This is a genomic window from Desulfovibrio sp. ZJ369 (genome assembly GCF_011039085.1).
Classification (GTDB): domain Bacteria; phylum Desulfobacterota; class Desulfovibrionia; order Desulfovibrionales; family Desulfovibrionaceae; genus Desulfovibrio.
This window is the reverse complement of sequence record NZ_JAAKEI010000041.1, coordinates 1-18311: the sequence shown is the minus strand read 5'-3', so window position 1 is coordinate 18311 and position 18311 is coordinate 1. Positions and strand designations below refer to the sequence as shown.

At 57.3% G+C, this 18311-nt stretch carries 30 protein-coding genes; 20 read left to right on the top strand and 10 right to left on the bottom strand.

Annotated elements, in window-relative coordinates:
* Positions 1–420 precede the first annotated feature (420 nt).
* A complete protein-coding gene (locus G7Y51_RS11250; protein WP_165177540.1) occupies positions 421–591 on the top strand; it encodes a hypothetical protein in 171 nt (56 codons plus the stop codon).
* On the opposite strand, the gene G7Y51_RS11245 is transcribed toward G7Y51_RS11250, so the two are convergent.
* From G7Y51_RS11245 to G7Y51_RS11215, 7 genes are all read right to left on the bottom strand, one after another.
* Positions 569–904, bottom strand: a complete 336-nt coding sequence (locus tag G7Y51_RS11245) for a hypothetical protein (RefSeq protein ID WP_165177537.1) — start codon at positions 902–904, stop codon at positions 569–571. The two genes, G7Y51_RS11250 and G7Y51_RS11245, sit on opposite strands and share 23 nt — an antisense overlap.
* A gap of 86 nt (positions 905–990) precedes the next feature.
* On the bottom strand, positions 991–1671 hold the full coding sequence (locus tag G7Y51_RS11240; RefSeq protein ID WP_206214324.1) for a hypothetical protein: 681 nt from the start codon (positions 1669–1671) through the stop codon (positions 991–993).
* Positions 1672–1707: 36 nt separating this feature from the next.
* Positions 1708–2070, bottom strand: a complete 363-nt coding sequence (locus G7Y51_RS11235) for a hypothetical protein (RefSeq protein WP_165177531.1) — start codon at positions 2068–2070, stop codon at positions 1708–1710.
* Between the two features lie 257 nt (positions 2071–2327).
* On the bottom strand, positions 2328–2684 hold the full coding sequence (locus tag G7Y51_RS11230; protein ID WP_165177529.1) for a hypothetical protein: 357 nt from the start codon (positions 2682–2684) through the stop codon (positions 2328–2330).
* Between the two features lie 123 nt (positions 2685–2807).
* Positions 2808–3479, bottom strand: a complete 672-nt coding sequence (locus G7Y51_RS11225; RefSeq protein WP_165177526.1) for a GIY-YIG nuclease family protein — start codon at positions 3477–3479, stop codon at positions 2808–2810.
* Between the two features lie 56 nt (positions 3480–3535).
* A complete protein-coding gene (locus tag G7Y51_RS11220) occupies positions 3536–3916 on the bottom strand; it encodes a hypothetical protein (protein WP_165073018.1) in 381 nt (126 codons plus the stop codon).
* Between the two features lie 3 nt (positions 3917–3919).
* Positions 3920–4417: a hypothetical protein gene (locus G7Y51_RS11215; RefSeq protein WP_165177523.1), complete on the bottom strand. Its 498-nt coding sequence runs from the start codon at positions 4415–4417 to the stop codon at positions 3920–3922.
* 11 nt (positions 4418–4428) lie between these two features.
* Between G7Y51_RS11215 and G7Y51_RS11210 the strand changes: the two genes are divergently transcribed.
* The gene (locus tag G7Y51_RS11210) at positions 4429–4692 is read left to right on the top strand and encodes a hypothetical protein (protein ID WP_165177520.1); all 264 of its coding nucleotides are present in this window, start codon (positions 4429–4431) and stop codon (positions 4690–4692) included.
* 222 nt (positions 4693–4914) lie between these two features.
* Here G7Y51_RS11210 and G7Y51_RS11205 read toward each other — a convergent pair whose 3' ends face one another.
* A complete protein-coding gene (locus G7Y51_RS11205; RefSeq protein WP_165177517.1) occupies positions 4915–5136 on the bottom strand; it encodes a hypothetical protein in 222 nt (73 codons plus the stop codon).
* Positions 5137–5244: 108 nt separating this feature from the next.
* On the opposite strand from G7Y51_RS11205, the gene G7Y51_RS11200 reads away from it, so the two are divergent.
* From G7Y51_RS11200 to G7Y51_RS11145, 11 genes are all read left to right on the top strand, one after another.
* Positions 5245–5778, top strand: coding sequence for a phage regulatory CII family protein (locus G7Y51_RS11200; protein ID WP_165177514.1), 534 nt, complete (start codon positions 5245–5247; stop codon positions 5776–5778).
* A complete protein-coding gene (locus G7Y51_RS11195; protein ID WP_165177511.1) occupies positions 5775–6044 on the top strand; it encodes a DUF4258 domain-containing protein in 270 nt (89 codons plus the stop codon). The genes G7Y51_RS11200 and G7Y51_RS11195 overlap by 4 nt, the downstream gene beginning before the upstream one ends.
* 4 nt (positions 6045–6048) lie before the next feature.
* The gene (locus tag G7Y51_RS11190) at positions 6049–6282 is read left to right on the top strand and encodes a hypothetical protein (protein ID WP_165177508.1); all 234 of its coding nucleotides are present in this window, start codon (positions 6049–6051) and stop codon (positions 6280–6282) included.
* Positions 6279–6776, top strand: a complete 498-nt coding sequence (locus G7Y51_RS11185; protein WP_165177505.1) for a DNA N-6-adenine-methyltransferase — start codon at positions 6279–6281, stop codon at positions 6774–6776. Before G7Y51_RS11190 ends, G7Y51_RS11185 begins: the two co-directional genes overlap by 4 nt.
* Positions 6769–7266: a class I SAM-dependent methyltransferase gene (locus G7Y51_RS11180; protein ID WP_165177502.1), complete on the top strand. Its 498-nt coding sequence runs from the start codon at positions 6769–6771 to the stop codon at positions 7264–7266. The genes G7Y51_RS11185 and G7Y51_RS11180 overlap by 8 nt, the downstream gene beginning before the upstream one ends.
* 1046 nt (positions 7267–8312) lie before the next feature.
* Positions 8313–9335 carry a hypothetical protein gene (locus G7Y51_RS11170; RefSeq protein WP_165177496.1) on the top strand — a complete coding sequence of 341 codons (1023 nt, stop codon included), beginning with the start codon at positions 8313–8315 and terminating at the stop codon, positions 9333–9335.
* Entirely contained in the window at positions 9289–9669 is a 381-nt protein-coding gene (locus G7Y51_RS11165; RefSeq protein ID WP_165177493.1) for a hypothetical protein, read from the top strand. The genes G7Y51_RS11170 and G7Y51_RS11165 overlap by 47 nt, the downstream gene beginning before the upstream one ends.
* Before the next feature lie 16 nt (positions 9670–9685).
* Positions 9686–9883: a hypothetical protein gene (locus G7Y51_RS11160; protein WP_165177490.1), complete on the top strand. Its 198-nt coding sequence runs from the start codon at positions 9686–9688 to the stop codon at positions 9881–9883.
* Entirely contained in the window at positions 9864–10418 is a 555-nt protein-coding gene (locus G7Y51_RS11155; protein WP_165177488.1) for a hypothetical protein, read from the top strand. The genes G7Y51_RS11160 and G7Y51_RS11155 overlap by 20 nt, the downstream gene beginning before the upstream one ends.
* Entirely contained in the window at positions 10396–11793 is a 1398-nt protein-coding gene (terL, locus tag G7Y51_RS11150; protein ID WP_165177485.1) for a phage terminase large subunit, read from the top strand. The genes G7Y51_RS11155 and terL overlap by 23 nt, the downstream gene beginning before the upstream one ends.
* An 8-nt stretch (positions 11794–11801) precedes the next feature.
* A complete protein-coding gene (locus tag G7Y51_RS11145; RefSeq protein WP_165177482.1) occupies positions 11802–12461 on the top strand; it encodes a hypothetical protein in 660 nt (219 codons plus the stop codon).
* 239 nt (positions 12462–12700) lie between these two features.
* Here the strand turns inward: G7Y51_RS11145 and G7Y51_RS11140 are convergent, their stop codons facing one another.
* On the bottom strand, positions 12701–13000 hold the full coding sequence (locus G7Y51_RS11140) for a helix-turn-helix domain-containing protein (protein ID WP_165072942.1): 300 nt from the start codon (positions 12998–13000) through the stop codon (positions 12701–12703).
* 2 nt (positions 13001–13002) lie between these two features.
* Positions 13003–13347: a type II toxin-antitoxin system RelE/ParE family toxin gene (locus tag G7Y51_RS11135; protein ID WP_241160228.1), complete on the bottom strand. Its 345-nt coding sequence runs from the start codon at positions 13345–13347 to the stop codon at positions 13003–13005.
* 153 nt (positions 13348–13500) lie between these two features.
* Here G7Y51_RS11135 and G7Y51_RS11130 point away from each other — a divergent pair, with 153 nt between their 5' ends.
* The 7 genes from G7Y51_RS11130 to G7Y51_RS11100 all read left to right on the top strand — a co-directional run.
* Entirely contained in the window at positions 13501–14094 is a 594-nt protein-coding gene (locus G7Y51_RS11130; protein ID WP_165177479.1) for a pesticin C-terminus-like muramidase, read from the top strand.
* Positions 14094–14390: a hypothetical protein gene (locus G7Y51_RS11125; protein WP_165177544.1), complete on the top strand. Its 297-nt coding sequence runs from the start codon at positions 14094–14096 to the stop codon at positions 14388–14390. The genes G7Y51_RS11130 and G7Y51_RS11125 overlap by 1 nt, the downstream gene beginning before the upstream one ends.
* A 1-nt stretch (position 14391) precedes the next feature.
* Complete coding sequence (locus G7Y51_RS11120) at positions 14392–14637, top strand: hypothetical protein (RefSeq protein WP_241160227.1); 246 nt, start codon at positions 14392–14394, stop codon at positions 14635–14637.
* 8 nt (positions 14638–14645) lie between these two features.
* A complete protein-coding gene (locus G7Y51_RS11115; RefSeq protein WP_165177476.1) occupies positions 14646–16835 on the top strand; it encodes a hypothetical protein in 2190 nt (729 codons plus the stop codon).
* Positions 16832–17059 carry a hypothetical protein gene (locus G7Y51_RS11110; protein ID WP_165177474.1) on the top strand — a complete coding sequence of 76 codons (228 nt, stop codon included), beginning with the start codon at positions 16832–16834 and terminating at the stop codon, positions 17057–17059. Before G7Y51_RS11115 ends, G7Y51_RS11110 begins: the two co-directional genes overlap by 4 nt.
* 8 nt (positions 17060–17067) lie before the next feature.
* Positions 17068–17958, top strand: coding sequence for a hypothetical protein (locus tag G7Y51_RS11105; RefSeq protein WP_165177472.1), 891 nt, complete (start codon positions 17068–17070; stop codon positions 17956–17958).
* 24 nt (positions 17959–17982) lie between these two features.
* A partial coding sequence (locus G7Y51_RS11100; protein WP_165177470.1) for a N4-gp56 family major capsid protein occupies positions 17983–18311 on the top strand: 329 nt, incomplete at its 3' end.

The following is an 18311-nucleotide window of genomic DNA, read 5'->3' as shown; positions in this document are numbered from 1 at the left end:
TGCCTGGCTGTTGCTTTTCCATCAAGATACGCATGAACAGCCTTGGTTCGGATTTCTTCAGATGCAAATTTCATCTCTGCAATCTAAACGATTTCTAAATAAAATAAAAGTCAAATTGCTCTAGAGCCCAAATGTGGAGGAGAAGATGGTTAGACGGGAAATCGTAAAGACTGGCGAGAGGGTAGAGGTGCGGCTCGTGGACGATGAACATTCCGAGCCGGGTTGTGTCGTGCTGGAAAGGGAGGAGCAGGCGGTCAAAAATAAGATCGCCAGGTGCTCGATCCGCAGGCGATTTAGGAAGAAATTGGGGTGGCCGAGACTATGGGCTTTCGTTACCGCATACCAATTATTTTCAGAGGGTTAGCAGCGGCCGATAATATTGAATTAAAATGTCCACTAAGCCCACATAAGGAGGTGCGTATGGACTGGGAAAAAGAGAAAGACGGCTCATGGAAAATTATTCCCATAACCGCTGATGAAGAAAAATTTCTTGATGCCGTTTTTGCGGCATTAACCGCTTGGAAAAACCTCAAACCAAAGGCTCTGGTGAAGCCTTATCAAAAAAATCCTACTGATCGTTGCACGGAGTAGGGTAATTATGTCTCAAATCCTTCTCCACTTCCAAACGTGTCTTCCTCCCTGAGACTGCTTTTATACAGATATGAGTACAGCCTTCAAAAATCACACATTCCAATTTTTCATGCTTTGCAATTCTATCTCCCAGTTCATCAGTTTCGCCAATATATAAGGGAGCAAGCATTAAGTTCAAATCATTATCAATTGTGGCCTTACAGAAAATATAGACAGCGCTTATATTTCTAAAGTTTGTATCAGACTTATAGATATTAAACTGATACCCATCGCCACTTTCACCATAAAATATTGCAGTCCCTTCGCTGGGCATAACAAACCCCTCCTATCGCGGTCAGTGATTGCGCAGTTCTTCATTCAAACTCTCAACTCGGCAAGGATACGCCTGTATTCTGTCGTTTATTTTCGTATTGCTTTTATATTATCTTCGATTTCTTTGACTTGGTTATGATTTGTTCCAATTTTTATGGACGATATAATTCTTTTTATGATTGGTTCAAATAACATCGCTTCATCCCAATTAAATGTAGCATATATTTTAATTCGGTAATCGTGCATGAGTATAAGGTAAAATATATGTGCTTGATACTTTCCATGTGAAAGAACATTTTTTGCAGTTACAAATGCTAGTTGACCATCGACATTTGCAGTAAACACTTTCAATGTTTCTATATCTGTTTTTGTTCCTAATTTTTTATCAAGATTAATTGCGTTATTAATTGCTTCATATAGTATATATTTAAAATCGATATCTGAAAAAGTAGCTAATTCATCTTGGGTAACTGAAGACGCTTTTTTTCTTACACTAATTCGGACTGTCGCTGAAGGCTTTTCATTTAATGTATAGCAGTTTGCAGCTAGTAGAATTTCATTATTGGATTGGTCGCGCCCAGTCAGAGCTTCTGTCATATTGCCTAATTGTCGGAGCACATTTTGCGGGAGGAGCTCCCATCCTATAGGTATATCCACTTGGATATTATATTTTAGATTTTGTGTTTTATAGCTTCCTGCATCCGCCATCTTAGGCATTACGCAGAGGCATAATATTAAAAATATAAAGGGGAGTGGAAGCCTAAGCATATCCATCCTCCATAGGTAGATAGCTACTGGATAATTTTAGTGCCGCGTACTTTCAATGATTTGGCTCTTTGTCTTTTGTGCCGGTGGAGTTCCATATTGGGTATGAAAAATCTGCTCCGTTTCAAAAGCGCCAGTCCTCAAAAGTTCACTTACTTCAAAGCAGAATGAAGGAAACTTATTTTGATACCCATCTAATAACTCAACTATCCTGACAGCTTCATCTAGTTTCAGTCTTTGGGGCTTTCCAGTTTTATTTGACTTCCCCTGAATCGAATAGAGAGTTTGGGCTGCGCTTTTTTCGTCTTTCGCGGGCCATATGGCCTTTGCAAAAGCCATAACACTCCCATACTGCCTTACGCCCTTTTCGCAGGCCACGGCCACAAAACAGCGTTCGAACATAATGCTATCCATGTAGTTTGTTTATACGAAGCAGGGTGTCGTTGGAACCAAGAAACCTCTGAGGTTTACACATGTTATGGCTTCTGTTCTATTGTAAGCTTGCGTCAATAATTGCTTTGATAAAGGTGTCCAACCTTTGGGCATTGTGAGCGAGATGTCGTAGCCAATATTTTCCGCTCCCCTTTCCAATGAGAACGAAACTGTAGGAAGAAAAAGTATAAAAAGGCGTATGGATAATATTAGTCTCATGCTATTGCCTAATTTTGGAGTATGGAATGATTAGGAATGCTTTGTCTTTCCGTGTGACGATTGAGCGACTCTCCTTTTTCTGAGGGGGGGAGTTCTGCAGGAACATCTATTTTCATGAGACGTCCCTGAACCATGCCGCACACATCGGACATGGAGATACCCAAGGCTTGGGTAAGTAAGACGGCTTCCTCAATATTCAGACGCTTTGGGTTCTCGCTGTCATTTCTCATTTTTCGCCATGCCGTTGCGGCTGACCGTTGGTGCGGCCACGCCATACGCGCCAGTTGGGCATCATTTATTTGCTTCTGGGCGGCTATCTCGGAAATTATTTGGACGAATAGTCTTTCGTATCTATAGGCATCCATTTGCCTAATTCTCTTTATTTTTTAGCCTTTTTCAACGACAGAAATTTTGCTTCCTTTGCTAGCAGGAATTAGGTGGGCAGATTTATCATTTTCCCATGTATTATCCATTGTTCCGATGAACTATTAAAGTTTATTTCCCCTCTCCCTTTTCTTTAAAAAATCTTTTTTCCATTCCTCATTGGATATAAGGAAGGGCATTGAAACGACCATTATCATGCCAGGAATAAAAACTAATAAAAAAGCTTCTACATCCTCAAGTATATTAGACAGATATAGAGCAAGCGCAACTACAGCTAATGTAAGTATAAAAGACCAGTTTCTTTTCTGTTTCTGAATATATGCGTTAAGCTCTTTATCAAGTGTTGCTTTATATTTTTCCTCTATTTGTTTTCGCGCTTCCCGGGCTTGTTGCTCACTTCTTGCCTGTTCTCTTCCTGCTTGTTCTTTCTGTTCTTCAGCTATCCTACGGTTATATTCTAGCTCACGTTCCTTTTTTTTAGTTTTTTCATAATAAATCTTACCTCTATAGCATTTATGAATCGCAATAACACATTCATCAAAATTACATCTAAACCATTCTTTATTTTCGTTATATTCTTTCAAATATCTGTGTACATTTTGTTCGAGGATAAAAGGCTCGTCCACAAGGATTTCAAATTCGACAAGATACGGATGGGGAACGCCAGTAGAGTCTAATTCTTGGGCACGTAATGCTGGATCTTTAAGGGTATAACCAATTTTAAAGAGGCCCGGCATTGCCTTGTTACTAATAATATAAACGTATCCTTTTGCCATTGTTTATATATTACTCCACAATGATAGATTATATAGTTTTACGTTATTGTAAAATTTTAGTTCCGCGTACTTTCAATGTCTTGCGCCCTATCTGCTTTTTGCCCCTGCGGCGATTCGTATTGGGTCTGAAATATTGCTTCAGCCTCCATGTACTCGGCTGCCTTGGCCGTCAATTTGGATTTCTCCCAGACCTCAAAGCACAGTGATGGGAATTCCCGGCCCAAGATTTCTGCCATGCGGATGGCGTCGGAAATCCTGAGATTTTGCGGCTTCCCCCGGCTATTTTTGCCTTTCAGGGCAATAATGGTCGTAACCGCTGATGCGTCTGATTTTAAAGGCCAAATTGCCTTTGCAAACTCGGACTGGTTCATTCCGTTTTTCCGGGCGAGCTCCAAGGCATACTCAACGTAGCTGCGCTCGAAGTGTTCAGTATTCATTGTTTAGTTTTTGTGGGCAACGGAAGACTGTCCATATTGAATTTCTTGTTGGGGCGGAAAGCCTTTTTGTATTTGTTCCTTTTCCTTTACCTTAGGTCGCCCAGGTGTTCCTTTTTCATTGCTAATGTCGTTTTCAAGAGTCCAACCATTGCGGATGTGATTACTCACATCCCAGCACAACTTGTCTATGGTGGTGCTTACAGCAAGGGCAAGGTTGTGGGCTTCCTCGATGCTCAGGCTGCGATAATGGCCTTGGCCGTTACCATTCCGCACGGATCGCCACGCATTGACCGGGTGACTTACCCCTATGAAGGCTTCTCTAGCAAGGTCTGTATCATTCTTTGGTGGAGTCATTTCTGCGGCCTTTTGGCACACTGTCCACACCAAACATCTTTCAAATACTTTTCCATTCATAGATTTTTTTTGCCTGAAATTTGAGGAGGAAAAAACCGCAAATTTTCTTCTTGAGTAAATAGGATTTTTCCTTCTAAAATATGGCATCTGGAGGTCACATGGAAATCTCTGATGCCTTTGCCACTCTTAAGGAGCGTTTCGGTAACCATTCCTTGGCAGCCAATCATCTTGGGATGACACCTGAGCACTACCGCGCCCTCCGCAATGGCCGCGCCCATATTTCCAAACGCACGGCTGAGTTCATCATCCTCAAGGCCAAGACTGTTGCCACTCAAGAGCAACCGGTAGCACAGGCCAAGCTCGCAAACCGTGACGATCCAGGCATGAGCCTGCCCAATTCCGGCCAGTCTGTAACCGTTTAACGAGCGGAGGAAGCTGCATCATGCCTCACAACGCGCCATTCTGCCCGGAGTGCGGGCGCAAGATGGACAGGATTTTCAGGTCAAACAGCGAGACCCCCCGGCTTTTTCTCTGCCGAGAGTGTGGACACGAACAACGCCGATACGGTGAGCCGTGGAGTCGGAAGGATATTCAGTTCGGTATTTTTACCGAGTTGCTGAAAATCCGCGTGCTGCTGGAAAAGGCTATCCCAGATCCATCCCCGCAGACACCAGCACAACCGCAGCCGCCCTCTTCTTCAGGAGATCCTGGCAGTGCTGATCAAAAAGCCGCTGAACCCTCTCAAACGCTTGAGCTTCATCATCCATGCAGGGCAAAGAAGCGCAGGTCGCTGCGGAGAGCTGCGAAGCGACGAGGATGATCTGTTCGTCGGAAAGGCCGCTGAAATTGAGAGATGATGTTTCCATGACATTTCCTCCCTGTAACGGGTGTTGGTTGTGGTGACTGGACCATACAGGAGGAAACCCGCCGAGGGGCAAACGCCCCCGGCGGGCCAAATTCAAAAGGCAAGACAGATGCCCGACTATCAGAACATGACCGCTACTGAGGCCATACGCCATGCCAAGGACGTGTCCGGCCTGACGGCTGAGGAAATCGGCGCGGCGGCCGGTTTGAGCGCGGCCGTGGTGCGGCGCTATCTGCAACGCGGCGACGGCTACGATCCGGGGTTGAGTAAAATTCCCGCCCTGTGCCGGGCCATGCACAACACGGTGCTGATCCAGTGGCAGCAGGCCCAGCTTGAAAGGCAGGCGGAAGACGTGCCCCCGGCCCGCACCCGGGCCCAGGTATTGACCGCCGTGGCCAGAGCCGCCGCCAGCATGGGCGATGTGCAGCGCCGCCTGGCTGACAGCGAGGGCGGCGGCATTGACCCGGCCTGCGCCCGCGACGTGCGTGGCCTTGTGGGTGATGTAATTGAGGATTGCCGTGTGGTCATGGCCATGCTGGCTGTGCAGGCAAGCCATGCCGACATCACGGAATGTATGCCCCTGGCCAGCCTGCGGCCTGAACGCAAGCGCCCGTGGTGGGCGATTTGGAGGCGGAGGGCATGAACCTGACTTTTTCCGCTCATGCTCTGAACCGCTGCCTTGAGCGGGACATTTCCCTCCAACGGGTAGCCGACGCCATCCTGGCGGGGAGCATGGAAGGGTATGGAGACCGCCGAATCCTGACGCACGGGCGGCTTCGAGTGGTTGCAGTGGTTCAGGACAATTCCTGTTTTGTGGTTACGGCGTTCCGCCTGCCGAACCAGAACCCGAAACGCCATATCCAGAAGCAACGCGCCCGGATACGACGCTTTCAGCGTGAGTGGAGGTGACGCCATGCGTTGTCGGCATCGCCTGCCCAACCCGGAAACGGCGGGCTACTGTGATCGGATTGATCCGGAAACCGGCGAAGTGCTCATGAGCGCGTGGGACGCCCTGCGGGAAGCGGCCCGGCGCTCGCCGGACTTGCGGCCCTGCCCGCGGCAACTTGGCAGCCGGGGAACGTGGAACTGGATTTACCGCACGACTTGCGAGAAGTGCCCGGACGCCGTGAAAAAGGAGACGGCATGAAGGCCACGGCCCTGTTTTCCTCAGTGTCGGCGGAATGGGCAACGCCGCAATGGCTGTTTGACGCCCTGAACGCGCGTTTCTTTTTCACGCTCGATCCCTGCTGCACGGCGGCCACGGCGAAGTGCCCGAAATTCTACACCAGGACGGACGATGGGCTCGCCCATTCGTGGGCCGGGGAGCGCGTTTTCATGAACCCGCCCTACGGCCGGGGAGACAACGGCATAGAACCTTGGGTGCGGAAGGCCCGCGGGGAAGCCGCTGGCGGCGCGCTTGTGGTGGGTCTGCTTCCGGCGCGAGTTGATACGGAATGGTGGCAGGAAAACGTGCAGGGTCATGCCGACGTGCGTTTTCTCCGGGGCCGAGTCCATTTTGTGCCGCCCCCTGACTACATCCCCCCGAAGAACCAGAAGAAATCTGCCGGAGCAGGCTTCCCCAGCGCCATAGCGGTCTGGTGGGGCTGGCCTGTGCTGGCCGGGAGTTTTGCCCATGCCTGAACCTCGCATTCTCGATCCCTGTTGCGGTCCTCGTATGATGTGGTTTGACCGCCAGAATCCGGCAGTCCTCTTTGGTGACTGCCGATCTGAAACGTTGACTGTCCCTGACCGCTCCCACGGGCGCGCGGATGGAACGCGCATCATCCATGTTTGCCCGGATATGCGGATGGATTTCCGCGCGTTGCCGTTCCCGGACTGCTCATTTCGCCTGGTGACCTTTGACCCGCCGCACCTCGTTCGCGCCGGGGCAAAAAGCTGGCTGGCGGCGAAATACGGGGCGCTCGGCCCTGACTGGCGCGACGATTTGCGCCTTGGCTTCTCTGAATGTTTCCGCGTTCTGGAGCCGGAGGGCGTGCTTGTTTTCAAATGGAGCGAAACGCAGGTGGGTCTCCGTGACGTGCTGGCATTGACGCCCTGGCCGCCCCTGTTCGGCAATACCAGCGGCAAAAAGGCGGGAACCCATTGGCTTGTATTTATGAAGTGGAAATGAGCGCAGCCTACTACAACGAGATTGACCCTTTCGCCGCATCATGGCTCCGCGAGCTGATAAAGGCCGGGCTGATCGCGCCCGGCCATGTAGATGAGAGGAGTATTGAAGATGTTAGACCAGGCGACCTTGCCGGGTTTGAACAATGCCACTTTTTCGCTGGAATCGGAGTCTGGAGCTACGCATTGCGTTGCGCCGGATGGCCTGATGACAGACCTGTCTGGACAGGTTCATGCCCCTGCCAACCTTTCAGCGCGGCAGGCAAAGGCAGCGGGTTTGCTGACGAGCGGCACTTATGGCCCGCGTTCCACCATCTCATCAGTCAGTGCCGCCCTGTCACGGTCTTTGGCGAGCAGGTTGCGTCAAAAGACAGTCTTGCTTGGTTCGACCTTGTATGTGCTGACATGGAAGGAGCAGGTTACGCCTGCGGGGCGTGTAATACCCCTGCTGCGGGCTTCGGCGCACCGCACATCCGGCCCAGATTGTACTGGGTGGCCCACCCCTGCGACGAGAGACGGGAAGGGAGGCTATGCGGGCGGGAGAATGAGGAACGGGAAGTTATCAACGGACGTGCTGGATGTGACGGCACAACTGACGGAGCCCAAGAGACTAACGGTTTCTGGCGAGCTGCTGACTGGCTTTTCTGCCGGGATGGAAAGTGGCGGCCAGTTGAACCCGGCGCTGTCCCGTTGGTTGATAGGGCTGCCGCCAGAGTGGGACGCCTGCGCGGCTATGGTAACGCCCTCTGCGCCCCGCAGGCCGAGGCATTTGTAAGAGCGGCAATGGATATTCTTGGAGTATGAACTATGGCGGAATATCGCACGGTTCGCAGATTACGGGCAATCGGCAACAGCATGGCCGTGCCGGTCATGCGCTGGATCGGGGAAAGGATTGACCGGGTGATTTTGGGGAGGAAATGGTACGCGTTCCCCAAATAAAAAGCCCGGCGGGGGAGCCGGGCTCCGGCACATACCGGTTTACCAATACTGTGAGACAATTATGCAGCATTGCAGCTGCGGCAGTCAATATCTACTGCGGGGATGAGCCTCATGAACACAGACATACGCCTTTCCGTGGGATTCTTCAGCCATCCCAAGACCATTAAGCTCATGCGCCAGGCAGGCGCAGAAGGCGTTGTCTGCCTGCAACGCCTTTGGATTTGGGCCGCTCAAAACCGCGTGGATGGCTGCCTGGTCGGGTTCGAGGCGGATGATATTGAGATTGTGGCCGGTTGGACCGGCGAATTGGGCTTCCTTGTCCGGACGTTGGAATCCCTGCGTTTTCTGGACAGGAACGACGACGCGTATTGCCTGCATGGTTGGGCGGAGCATCAAGCGTATGTCACGCAGGAGCCGGCCCGGATCGAAAAGTCGCGGAAGGCTGCGCAAAAGCGTTGGAACAATGCCCGCAGAAATGCCAATGATGGCAATGGGGTAATGCCCGATGATGCTTCAGGCAATGCCAGTAGCAATGCCCGCAGCAATGCTAGTAGCATTGCCCGTAGCAATGCCCCAAACCAAACCAATCCAAACCAGGAAGAAAATACATCTCCCCCTGTAGAGAGTCTTGTGAACCAGGATCGCGCGCGTTCCCCAGAGCGCGGCAGTGAGGGAGTTGGGGCGGATTTGTCAGGCCCGGGGCTGGAATTTGTGGAACTCCGGGAGTTCTACAACCGCGAAATGCGGGCTGAAGGCCCGTTGGCGGGCTTTGCCGAGTACAAACAGCTCAAGGCCGCGCGGGACATGACTGGCGCATCTCTCTGGCCGGGAAACGCCAGGCTTTTTGACGACCTCGCGGCCCGCAAGGAAGCTGGCGTCTGGAACCGGGGCTTTGAGATCGGGCTTGGGCGCTATCTGCGCGAAAAGACCTGGCTTGCGCCCATCCAGAGCCGGGCTTCACCGCCATCGGAGGCCACGCCGACAGAGTTTCAACGCCAACAGCAGGACAGGCGCACCATGATGCGCATAGCCAAAGATCTCAGAGAGCGCGAAAGAGCGGCAAAGCAACAGGCGCAAGGAGGGCAACATGGACAGAGAGCAGCTGCAGCAACGCCTCCTGCCGCGTTTGATTGAGGCGGAGGCGGTTCACAAATCCGGGCGCTCCCCGGAGGAACTTGCCCTCCTGGCTGAAATTTTCGCCGATGACCTGGACGGCGAGAACCCTGAAGCCATAGAACGGGCCTTTGCCCTGCACCGCAGGGAATCCTCGCGATTCCCCACCCCGGCGCACATTCTGGCCTTGCTGCCCAGATGCAGGCAGCCCGTGCAATCGCTGCCGCCCTTGCCGATGGAAGTCTCCGGCCGCAAGACGCCGGGCCTGGGGCGGCTGGTATCCAGGGCTCTGCGCGGGGAAGCCGCGGCCAGAAACGCAATGGAAAAATTGATCAGGCAAACGCGCGCGAAGTGATGGAGGGCGAAGCGATATGAGCAGAATCACCGGCGCGAAATGCGAGGATTGCGGCAAGGTCGCCGGAGGCGCGGGCAACTGGTCCGCTGTGTGGCGCGCGCTCAAAAACATGGGCTGGACTGTGGACCGGAGAGTCCATAGGTGCCCGGCCTGTTCCGCAGCGTGGCAGGCAAGGCTTGAGAGAGAGGCGCGACGTGGCCCGGCTGACCGCTGAGCAGTGGGAGCAGGCGCGGGCCGATTACGAGGTGCGCGGCATAAGCCTTGGAGACGTGGCCCGGACATACGGCGTGGCCACGTCCAGCGTTTCCAGGCGGGCGCGGGCCGAGGGCTGGACGCAAGGGCGTTTGCAAGACCTTGCGGCGCGGAAAGTCGCGGCAGTCAAGGAAATGGCTGAGGTGGAAACGCAAACGCAAGACCTGCCCTTGCGTTTCCAGCACACCTTGCAAAGCGTGGTGCAGGAGCGCCTGCAAGCCGAGGGCTTGCTCGCCAGTCTGGACGTGGCCCTGGCCGCCAAGGCCATCACGCTCGCCCATCAGGCCACGAGCGCGGCGGACATCGAAACACTTTCCCGCGCCCGCAAAAATCTTGCGCCAGCGCAGCAGGCCCCGGCCCAGCAGACCACCGTCACCGTCAACCAGCAGGCCCAGGCCGGAGCGGCGCTCATGACGCCAAGGGACGTGTTGGAGGACATCCGCAAAGGAGCGGCGCTCCGCGCCTGGGACGAACATGCGAATCCTGCCGACTCTTGAGGAATTTTTTCTCGCGCACGGCGTGGCCGTCATGGCGCCGCGAGTCGTCCTGCCCTTCCACCGGCGGATATTCGACGCGCTTACATTGTGGCTGTTGGGCGACCTGCCGGACGGCAGGCGCAACATGGCAATCTGTATGCCTCCTCGCCACGGCAAGACATTCATTGCCCGCGATTTGGTATCCTGGGGACTGGCCTGTTTTCCTGACTCGGAATGGATATACACGTCCTGCTCGGCCAAGTTGGCCGTGACCCAAACCATGGCCATCAAGGGCACGGTGTCCGCCGACTGGTATCGCAGGGCTTTCCCGTATGTCGGGGTGCTTCCGGGCGAAGGCCGGCAGGATCAGTTTTCAACTCCGTCGGGAGGTTCGGTGTACGGCGTGGGAGTAGGCGGGACAATCACGGGTTTTGGCGCCGGGAAGAAACGGCCCGAGTTCGGGGGCGGCATCGTCATCGACGACCCCATTCAGGCCAAGGATGCGTACAGCATGGCCGTGCGGGAGAGGTGCAACGCATGGTATACCCAGACGCTTTACTCGCGCCGCAACAGAGACACGACGCCGGTTCTGCTGATCATGCAACGTCTGCATGAACAGGACTTGGTGGGCTATCTCATGGAGCGGGAGCCCGACTTGTGGCACATACTGCACATCCCGGTTCGGGACGAGAGCGGGACCATGTTGTGGCCGGAGACGTTCGGCAAGGAGAGCGCGGCACGGATGGAGACCATGGATCCCTTCGCGTTTTCCGCACAATACATGCAGCGGCCCACGCCTCCGGGCGGAGCCATGATCAAGACGGACTGGATACAGCAGTACGCGAGCCCGCCCGGAACATTGCATACCCTGCTGTTTGTCATGGATACCGCGCTCAAGACGAGTGAGCGCAATGACTACTCCGTCCTCTCGCTGTGGGGTTTTGACGGCGTCAGCGTCTATCTGCTGGACGTGGAGCGCGGCAAGTGGGAAGCCCCGGATCTGCTGACGGTCGCGGTGGCCTTTCTGGCCCGGCACCGGCCGCGGCGGCCCTCTCCGCTCAGGCTGCGCGGCGTGCTGATTGAGGACAAGGCCAGCGGCACGGGGTTGATACAGAGCCTGCGGCGTGACGAGACGTTGCGGGACATGCCGATCATTCCCGTGCAGCGCGGCACGGACAAGGTGAGCCGCGTCAATGACGTGTTGCCGTTCATCCGGGCCGGACGCCTGCGCGTGCCCGAGTCCGCGCCGTGGCTAGCGGCCTATCTGGGCGAGCTGGCGGCGTTTTCGCCGGCCATGACGCACAAGCACGATGATCAGGTGGACGTGACCTGCGACGCGCTCAACGAGTTTTTACAGGCAGGCGGCGGCGTAAGCCGGGGAATGGATCTGTCGTAGGAGGCGGCATGGCACGGCTGAGACTTTTGAGAGACGCTCTCACCGGAGAGCGATATTACCGGGAGGCGGCCACAGGCATGGCTTTCCGGCGCATTGTCGGCTCTCTGGTGTGGCCCTGCGGAGAGCGGCCGGGCTGCCTTGTGGTACTGGGGGAGACGCGCTCCCGCCAGAACGTCCTGGGCGCGCTCAGGCACGATGTGCACAGGCTGGAGGAGATCCGCAGCGACGACGTGTCGGTCTTGCTGTCCCGGATGGCCCGCATGACAGAGGATTGGCTGGTCCAGTACTGGGCCACGCCCATGGCGGACAATCGCGTGTACCTGCTGGACGACGCAAACGACAAGCAGCGCAGACTCCGCCGCCCGCTCCTGCACTATGGCGACCCGCAGGGGTGGCAGGGCCGGGGCGAGGGGCTGTTGCTCTTTTACCACGCCCTGGCGCAGCGCCGCACCAGGAGCGAAAAGACCCTGTTTCTGGGAGACGCCTGCACGGGAGCCGACGAGATCGCCAAGTTGCAGGAGGAGGACATGGGCAGAAAGCCCACGGACTTCCCAGGCGCGGCGGCCTTGTGTTTCGCGCTTGCGGAAATCGACGTTGACCCATGGCCGGAATGGGGCGAGCGCGCCAAACTCTACGGGGGGCCTGCCGACGAGCTGGGAGGCTACTGATGGAGCGTGTCAATGCTGTGTCGTATACCCCGAAAATCCTGAAGAGTATGCGGGAAATCTGTGGGGAAATGGGCGTCGGCGCGAAAGTTGTGCGCCGATGGGCCGCCTGTGGCGCCCCCATTGCCGTGGAGGGGAGCAAGAGAAATGCGCGGTACAGTGCCGAAGCGGTTCGCTTACAGCTCTGGCGCGAGTCGTTCGGTAAAGGACAGGCCGGGGATTTTCCCCGGCCCCTGAGTTCGTCAGCCCGCCAAGGCCGCCCGCACGGTGTCCGGCGCTTTTTCGATGACACGCAGGTACGCGCGGACGGCCGGGTCGGGCTTACGTTTGCCCTGCTCCCAATTCCGCAGCGTGCTTACCGAAAAGCCGAACTGCTCGGCAAACATGGTCTGGGAAAGCCCCATACGCCGCCGAATGGCTCTGATGTCCACGTTTTCGACGCGAATCGTATGCGCGCGATAGGTGGAAGGATCAGCCTTGCCTTGGGCGATTTCCAAGGCGGATTCCAAGCCCTCGATAATTTTCTGTCCAACTTCGCTCATGGTTACACCCCGTAACTCTGCCGAAGCAGCGCAATCAGTTTTTTGAAGGTGTTTTTTTCTGCTTTCTCCACTGTTTCTTTGGCATTTTTGGCGTAGATGCCCAACATGAAAAGCGGAATACGCTCCGAATAGTAGTAATACAGCACACGGTAGCCGCCACTTTTCCCGCAGCCCTTTCGTGCCCAGCGCAACTTTCGCACTCCGCCGGTGTCCTCAATCAGGTCTCCGGCCTCCGGGTTTGTCCCCAGAAACAGCACCAGTCTCGCACGCTCCTCATCCGGTAGGAGCCCCTTTGCATCCCGCAAAAAAGGGACGGTTTCCACGACTGTCATCGGCGGTATGTTCATGGAATAAGTATACTTCATTGAAGTAGTCTTGTCAAGACTCCAAACCCTGTCAACCCCTTCCCGCGATATGCCCTCGATATGCCCTCGATACGCCCGCGTATGCCCAGGCCGAAATCTCCATGCTATGCTTCCGGCAAACCGGGAGCGTTTTTCATGGTGCATACCGAGTTCATCCGTCACTTTTTGGTCCGCTGGGAGACGCGGCAGCTTGTCGCCTATATCCCATGCCGCAAACGCAATTTCACGGGCCGGGAAAACCCGGCCGCGTGCGGGGAGCCCATTGGCGCGTCCGGCGTGACGGTCGGCGCCGGTCTGGACCTGGGCCAGCAGGCAGAGGCCGATCTGCGGCGCATGGGGATTCCCGACGCGCTCATGGAGCGGTTCCGGCCCTATCTCGGCAAGCGCCGTCAGGATGCGCTTGCCGCCCTGGCGGCCGCGCCCCTTACTCTCACCGATGCACAGTGCGAGGCCGTGGATGCGGCCGTGCATGGCGACTATATCCGCAGGGCCGCAGCTCTTTACGACCGGGATAGCGCGGGCCTGCCGTTTGTGAACGTGCCGCCCCAGGCCCAGGCAGTCATTGTCTCCCTGTTTTACCAGTTGGGCGCGCCTTCCGGCTACCCCAAAACATGGAAATATCTTTGCGCCGGGGACTGGGCCCAGGCCGCCCGTGAACTGCAAACCGGGTTCAAACGGTACGCCAACCGCCGCGCGGCCGAGGGGCGGTTGCTGGCGGAGGTTGTGTGATGATCAAATTTTTCACGTCTCTTTTGGGTCTGGGGGGAAAAGCCCTGGACAGAATCCTGCCGGATCGGGCCAGGCTCCAGGAAAAGAATCTGGAAATCAATGCCGAGACGGAACGGGCCAGCGGCGGACGTCTGACCCCGCGCAGGCTCATGATGTACCTGCTCTGTCTCCTGTTCGCATGGGAGGCCGTCGCGCGGCCCGTACTTGTTACCTACTGGCCCGACCTCACCTTGCCGCCCAGCATGGGCAAGGAAATATGGCTGGCCGTTTCCGCGCTGTTCGGCATGGGGTTGTAGCGTGAGCGTTGACCGCGAACTTTCCGAATATGACCTGAACACAGCCGCGAGTATCGCGCGCCTGGAAGCCAAGGTTGACGCCCTCATCATCCGTTTTGACGAGGCCATCACCACTCAGGTCAAGGATCACGGCAAACGCCTTGGCGTTCTGGAAAGGCGCGCGGTCTGGCAGGCGGGATGGATTGCCGGAGCCGGTCTTGCCGGATCGGCAATGACCGCGGTTATTTTCAAATTTTTGGGCCTGTGAGGGATACCATGCCCTACATCTTCCCCAGCCTCGAAGAGCAGATGGAGCGGCTTGCGCCGCAGCCGGACAAGCCGCCCCTGGACATCGGAACCCTGGCCGTGCAGCTCCGCGCCGAGTACGACGAGGCCGAGCGCGCCCGGAGCATGGTCAATCTGCGTTGGCTGGAGGATTTGCGCCAGTACCGCGGCATGTACGCGCCGGAGGTGATCGCGCGGCTGAAGAAAACCAGGCGCGCCCAGGTCTACTACCGGATGACCACGGCCAAAATCAACACCATGACCGCGCGCCTGATGGATCTGCTCTTTCCGCAGCGCACGAAAAACTGGGCCATTGAGCCCACGCCGGATCCCATGCTGCCCGACGACGTGATTATGCAGGATATGCAGGACGAAATCGGCGCGGCCGCCGAGCAGATCATGGCGCGGACCATGCAGGACCTGCAGGCGCAAAATATCGTCCCGGATCTGTGGGCTGCCCAAAACCTCATGGCCGGGGCGTGGCAGCAGGCATTTGCCCAGGCGGACACCGCGTCCGCCCGTGTGCGGATAGCCAAGGACAGGGCCACGGCCATGGAGCGGGTGATCGATGACCAGCTTCGCGAGTGCAACGCCAACGGCCAGCGCCGGCCAAGCTGGCAGCAGAACTGCCGGGCCGTGGTCAAATCCGCCTGCCTGTACGGCATGGGCGTGCTCAAGGGGCCGCTGGTGGAGCGCGTGGAAACACGGCGTTTTGCGCCGGCCAGGGATGAAAACGGCCACACGGTCTGGCGGGAACAGGTCTTTTCCACGGATCTGCGCCCGTATCACGAGGCCGTGAGCGTATGGGACATCTTTCCCGATCCCGGCGCCCGCCTGCCCGCCGAACTGCGCTTTGTCTGGCAACTGCACATGATGACGGACAAGGATTTGCTCGAACTGTCCAACTTCCCGGGGTTCAACGGCGCGAGCATCCGGCGCTACATCAACGAGCACCCGGACGGCGACGCGCAACTGAGTTCGTGGGAGAGCCAGGTCCGCGATCTCAACGAGGACAACGCCACAGGCGGATCCGTGGCCCTGAAAAACCGCTACCGCGTGTACGAGCGCTGGGGCTTTCTCGCGGGCCGGGATCTGGCTACGGCCGGGGCGGAGATCAACGAGGACAAGTACGGAGAGGTCTACTCCTCCAATGTCTGGATGCTGGGCGACGTGATCGTCAAGGCCATGGTCAATCCGCTGGAAGGCATCGACATCCCCTATTTCTTCTACCCCTATCAGCAGGACGACACATCTTTCTGGCCCGAGGGCATTGCCTGCGCCCTGCGCGCCCCGCAGGCGGGCATCAATGCGTCCGTGCGCGCCATGCAGGACAACGCCGGGGCCTCTTCCGGCCCTGTCTATGGCATCAACATGGCCTGCCTGGCGCCCGGGGAAGACCCGCTGGAGATGCAGGCCAACCGGATTTTCCTGTTCAACAAGCACGGCATCAACCTCTCCCAGGCATTTCAGGCCGTAACCGTGCCCTCGGCCATTGAGCACAATCTGGCGCTCGCCACATTCTGGCAGAACGGAGCCGACGAGGTGAGCGCGCCGCGTTTCAACGCCGGCGACGGCAATATTGCCGGGGCGGGCAAAACCGCCTCCGGATTGTCCATGCTCATGGGCGCGGCCAACATTCTGCTCAAGGATCACATCAAGGACTTTGACGACTGTATCGTGGCGCCATTTATCCGCGCCATGTTTCGTTGGAACATGCAGTGGAATCCCCGCGAGGACATCAAGGGCGACTTTGAGGTGGTGGCCTCGGGCAGTCAGAGCATGATCGCCAAAGAGGTTCGCGCCCAGCAGGTTCCGGCCCTGATTTCCTACATGGGCATCCCGGCCTTCGCGCCGTTCATCCGCGCGGAAAAACTGCTCGAAGTGGCCCTGGAACAGACCGACCTGCCGGCGGAGCGCATTTTGCGCAGCGAGGAAGAGGCCAGGCAGTACGAGGAGCAGCAGATGCGGGCGCAGGCTCAGGCCCAGGCGCAAGCCCATACTGAAGCCCTGATGGAACAGTTGCAGCGCCAGGGCATGACGCCGGAGCAGATACAGCGGCAGATGGTGCTCTTGCTGGCCCAGCTCGCGCAGGCCGCCGATGGCGGACAGCCGGGAGCCCCGTCTCTGCCGCCGGGTGGGCCTCAGTCGGGCGGCGCGCCCCGGCAAGGAGTTGGGGCATGAACACGGATAGTCGCTCCCGCAGGGCGGATGCCGTGCGCGCCCTGCAAAAAGCGCACGGCCAGGGCCTGCACTCGGCCCTGATCGACCTGCTGGAAGCCGAGATAGCCGAGGCTCAGGAGGAGATGGAATCGGCAAGCGACAACATCACCATCTGGCGGGCGCAAGGCCGGGCCGCTGGGGCCCGGAGCCTGCTTGCCGCCATAACCCCGCGCAACGCGGGATAGGTGGAATCATGAGTCAGTTGCAGGAAGAGACGGCGGCCCGGCCCGAAATGCCGACCGGGGAACAGGCTGAAGCCCAGTTTGATGAAGGTTTCGAGCTGGGCGGGGAAGACGAAGGACGGGATACGGCCCCTGCGAAAGAGCCGGAGCAGCCCGGCGGTGAACAGGCCCGGCCGGAGGAACAGCCGCGGGCGGATACGCCGCAGACGCCTCCCGTCATGCCGCAGACGAGCCCGGAGCAGCTTCACGACTATGAACCGCAATCCGATCCTCCGTCCGCGCCTCAAGCGGCGCCGGAACCCGCTCCCGTGAAGACGGTGGAGGCGCCGGCAGAAATCGCGGACGAGCTGGAAACGCTGAAAACCCTGAACCCGGCCGCCGCGGCTCTGGCCCTGGAGGATACGCCGGAGGGCGCCAGTGTCCGCGCCCGGCTTGAACAGTACGGGGCGGAGCTGGCCCAGGACCGGGCGGAGCAGGTGTTGTACCGGCGCCAACAGGCCCAGGCCCGGCGTGAAGCGGAAGCGGCCCGTTACGAGCAGGCGCGGGAAGCGCACAATGCGGCGTTCAAAGCCATGTTCGAGCGGGACCATCCCGAGTACGCCGCCATGCTGGCCGACCCCGGCCGCAGGGCCGAGGCCGTCAGGTATCAGCAGGACGTGTTGGACTGGATCGGGGCCAAGCCGTATGCGGAGGCCGCCAGGCTTATGGAAGTGGCCAGATACGGGCGCGACCCGGCTGAGGTGTCCGCCCTGTTGGCTCAATATAAACGCGAGCGTGGTGGAAAGCCCAAACAGCCCGACCCCACCGGCGCGCTCGCCGTACCGGGACGAGGCGCGCCTGTCGCGCCCGCCGGCGTCGGAGACAAGGACGATTTCGACGCCGGGTGGAACGCACACCCGTAATATGTCCAAATGAGGTTTCAGCCCATGCCTATGACAAGCACAGGTAACATCTCGCCCAGAACCGCGGGATACTTTTCCAGGGAACTGCTTGAGCGCGCGCAGCCGTTGCTGGTTGTCTCGCGGCTTGGCCAGGCCAAGCCCCTGCCCAAAAACGTGGGCAAGGTCATGAAGTTCCGCGGGTATCTGCATCTGCCCAATCAGCCCAAGCCGCTGACCGAAGGCGTGACGCCCGCCGCGTCCCAGCCCACCTTCCGCGACATTGAGGCGAGCATTACGCAGTACGGCGATTATGTGGAACTGACGGACGTGCTGACCGACACCCATGAAGATCCGCTCATTGCCGAGTTTTCGGA

Excerpts from the sequence above, each read along its gene's own strand:
- G7Y51_RS11250 (WP_165177540.1), top strand. The coding sequence starts at position 421 with ATGGACTGGGAAAAAGAGAAAGACGGCTCATGGAAAATTATTCCCATA.
- G7Y51_RS11245 (WP_165177537.1), bottom strand. The coding sequence starts at position 904 with ATGCCCAGCGAAGGGACTGCAATATTTTATGGTGAAAGTGGCGATGGG.
- G7Y51_RS11240 (WP_206214324.1), bottom strand. The coding sequence starts at position 1,671 with ATGCTTAGGCTTCCACTCCCCTTTATATTTTTAATATTATGCCTCTGC.
- G7Y51_RS11235 (WP_165177531.1), bottom strand. The coding sequence starts at position 2,070 with ATGTTCGAACGCTGTTTTGTGGCCGTGGCCTGCGAAAAGGGCGTAAGG.
- G7Y51_RS11230 (WP_165177529.1), bottom strand. The coding sequence starts at position 2,684 with ATGGATGCCTATAGATACGAAAGACTATTCGTCCAAATAATTTCCGAG.
- G7Y51_RS11225 (WP_165177526.1), bottom strand. The coding sequence starts at position 3,479 with ATGGCAAAAGGATACGTTTATATTATTAGTAACAAGGCAATGCCGGGC.
- G7Y51_RS11220 (WP_165073018.1), bottom strand. The coding sequence starts at position 3,916 with ATGAATACTGAACACTTCGAGCGCAGCTACGTTGAGTATGCCTTGGAG.
- G7Y51_RS11215 (WP_165177523.1), bottom strand. The coding sequence starts at position 4,417 with ATGCCATATTTTAGAAGGAAAAATCCTATTTACTCAAGAAGAAAATTT.
- G7Y51_RS11210 (WP_165177520.1), top strand. The coding sequence starts at position 4,429 with ATGGAAATCTCTGATGCCTTTGCCACTCTTAAGGAGCGTTTCGGTAAC.
- G7Y51_RS11205 (WP_165177517.1), bottom strand. The coding sequence starts at position 5,136 with ATGGAAACATCATCTCTCAATTTCAGCGGCCTTTCCGACGAACAGATC.
- G7Y51_RS11200 (WP_165177514.1), top strand. The coding sequence starts at position 5,245 with ATGCCCGACTATCAGAACATGACCGCTACTGAGGCCATACGCCATGCC.
- G7Y51_RS11195 (WP_165177511.1), top strand. The coding sequence starts at position 5,775 with ATGAACCTGACTTTTTCCGCTCATGCTCTGAACCGCTGCCTTGAGCGG.
- G7Y51_RS11190 (WP_165177508.1), top strand. The coding sequence starts at position 6,049 with ATGCGTTGTCGGCATCGCCTGCCCAACCCGGAAACGGCGGGCTACTGT.
- G7Y51_RS11185 (WP_165177505.1), top strand. The coding sequence starts at position 6,279 with ATGAAGGCCACGGCCCTGTTTTCCTCAGTGTCGGCGGAATGGGCAACG.
- G7Y51_RS11180 (WP_165177502.1), top strand. The coding sequence starts at position 6,769 with ATGCCTGAACCTCGCATTCTCGATCCCTGTTGCGGTCCTCGTATGATG.
- G7Y51_RS11170 (WP_165177496.1), top strand. The coding sequence starts at position 8,313 with ATGAACACAGACATACGCCTTTCCGTGGGATTCTTCAGCCATCCCAAG.
- G7Y51_RS11165 (WP_165177493.1), top strand. The coding sequence starts at position 9,289 with ATGGACAGAGAGCAGCTGCAGCAACGCCTCCTGCCGCGTTTGATTGAG.
- G7Y51_RS11160 (WP_165177490.1), top strand. The coding sequence starts at position 9,686 with ATGAGCAGAATCACCGGCGCGAAATGCGAGGATTGCGGCAAGGTCGCC.
- terL (WP_165177485.1), top strand. The coding sequence starts at position 10,396 with ATGCGAATCCTGCCGACTCTTGAGGAATTTTTTCTCGCGCACGGCGTG.
- G7Y51_RS11145 (WP_165177482.1), top strand. The coding sequence starts at position 11,802 with ATGGCACGGCTGAGACTTTTGAGAGACGCTCTCACCGGAGAGCGATAT.
- G7Y51_RS11140 (WP_165072942.1), bottom strand. The coding sequence starts at position 13,000 with ATGAGCGAAGTTGGACAGAAAATTATCGAGGGCTTGGAATCCGCCTTG.
- G7Y51_RS11135 (WP_241160228.1), bottom strand. The coding sequence starts at position 13,347 with ATGAACATACCGCCGATGACAGTCGTGGAAACCGTCCCTTTTTTGCGG.
- G7Y51_RS11130 (WP_165177479.1), top strand. The coding sequence starts at position 13,501 with ATGGTGCATACCGAGTTCATCCGTCACTTTTTGGTCCGCTGGGAGACG.
- G7Y51_RS11125 (WP_165177544.1), top strand. The coding sequence starts at position 14,094 with ATGATCAAATTTTTCACGTCTCTTTTGGGTCTGGGGGGAAAAGCCCTG.
- G7Y51_RS11115 (WP_165177476.1), top strand. The coding sequence starts at position 14,646 with ATGCCCTACATCTTCCCCAGCCTCGAAGAGCAGATGGAGCGGCTTGCG.
- G7Y51_RS11110 (WP_165177474.1), top strand. The coding sequence starts at position 16,832 with ATGAACACGGATAGTCGCTCCCGCAGGGCGGATGCCGTGCGCGCCCTG.
- G7Y51_RS11105 (WP_165177472.1), top strand. The coding sequence starts at position 17,068 with ATGAGTCAGTTGCAGGAAGAGACGGCGGCCCGGCCCGAAATGCCGACC.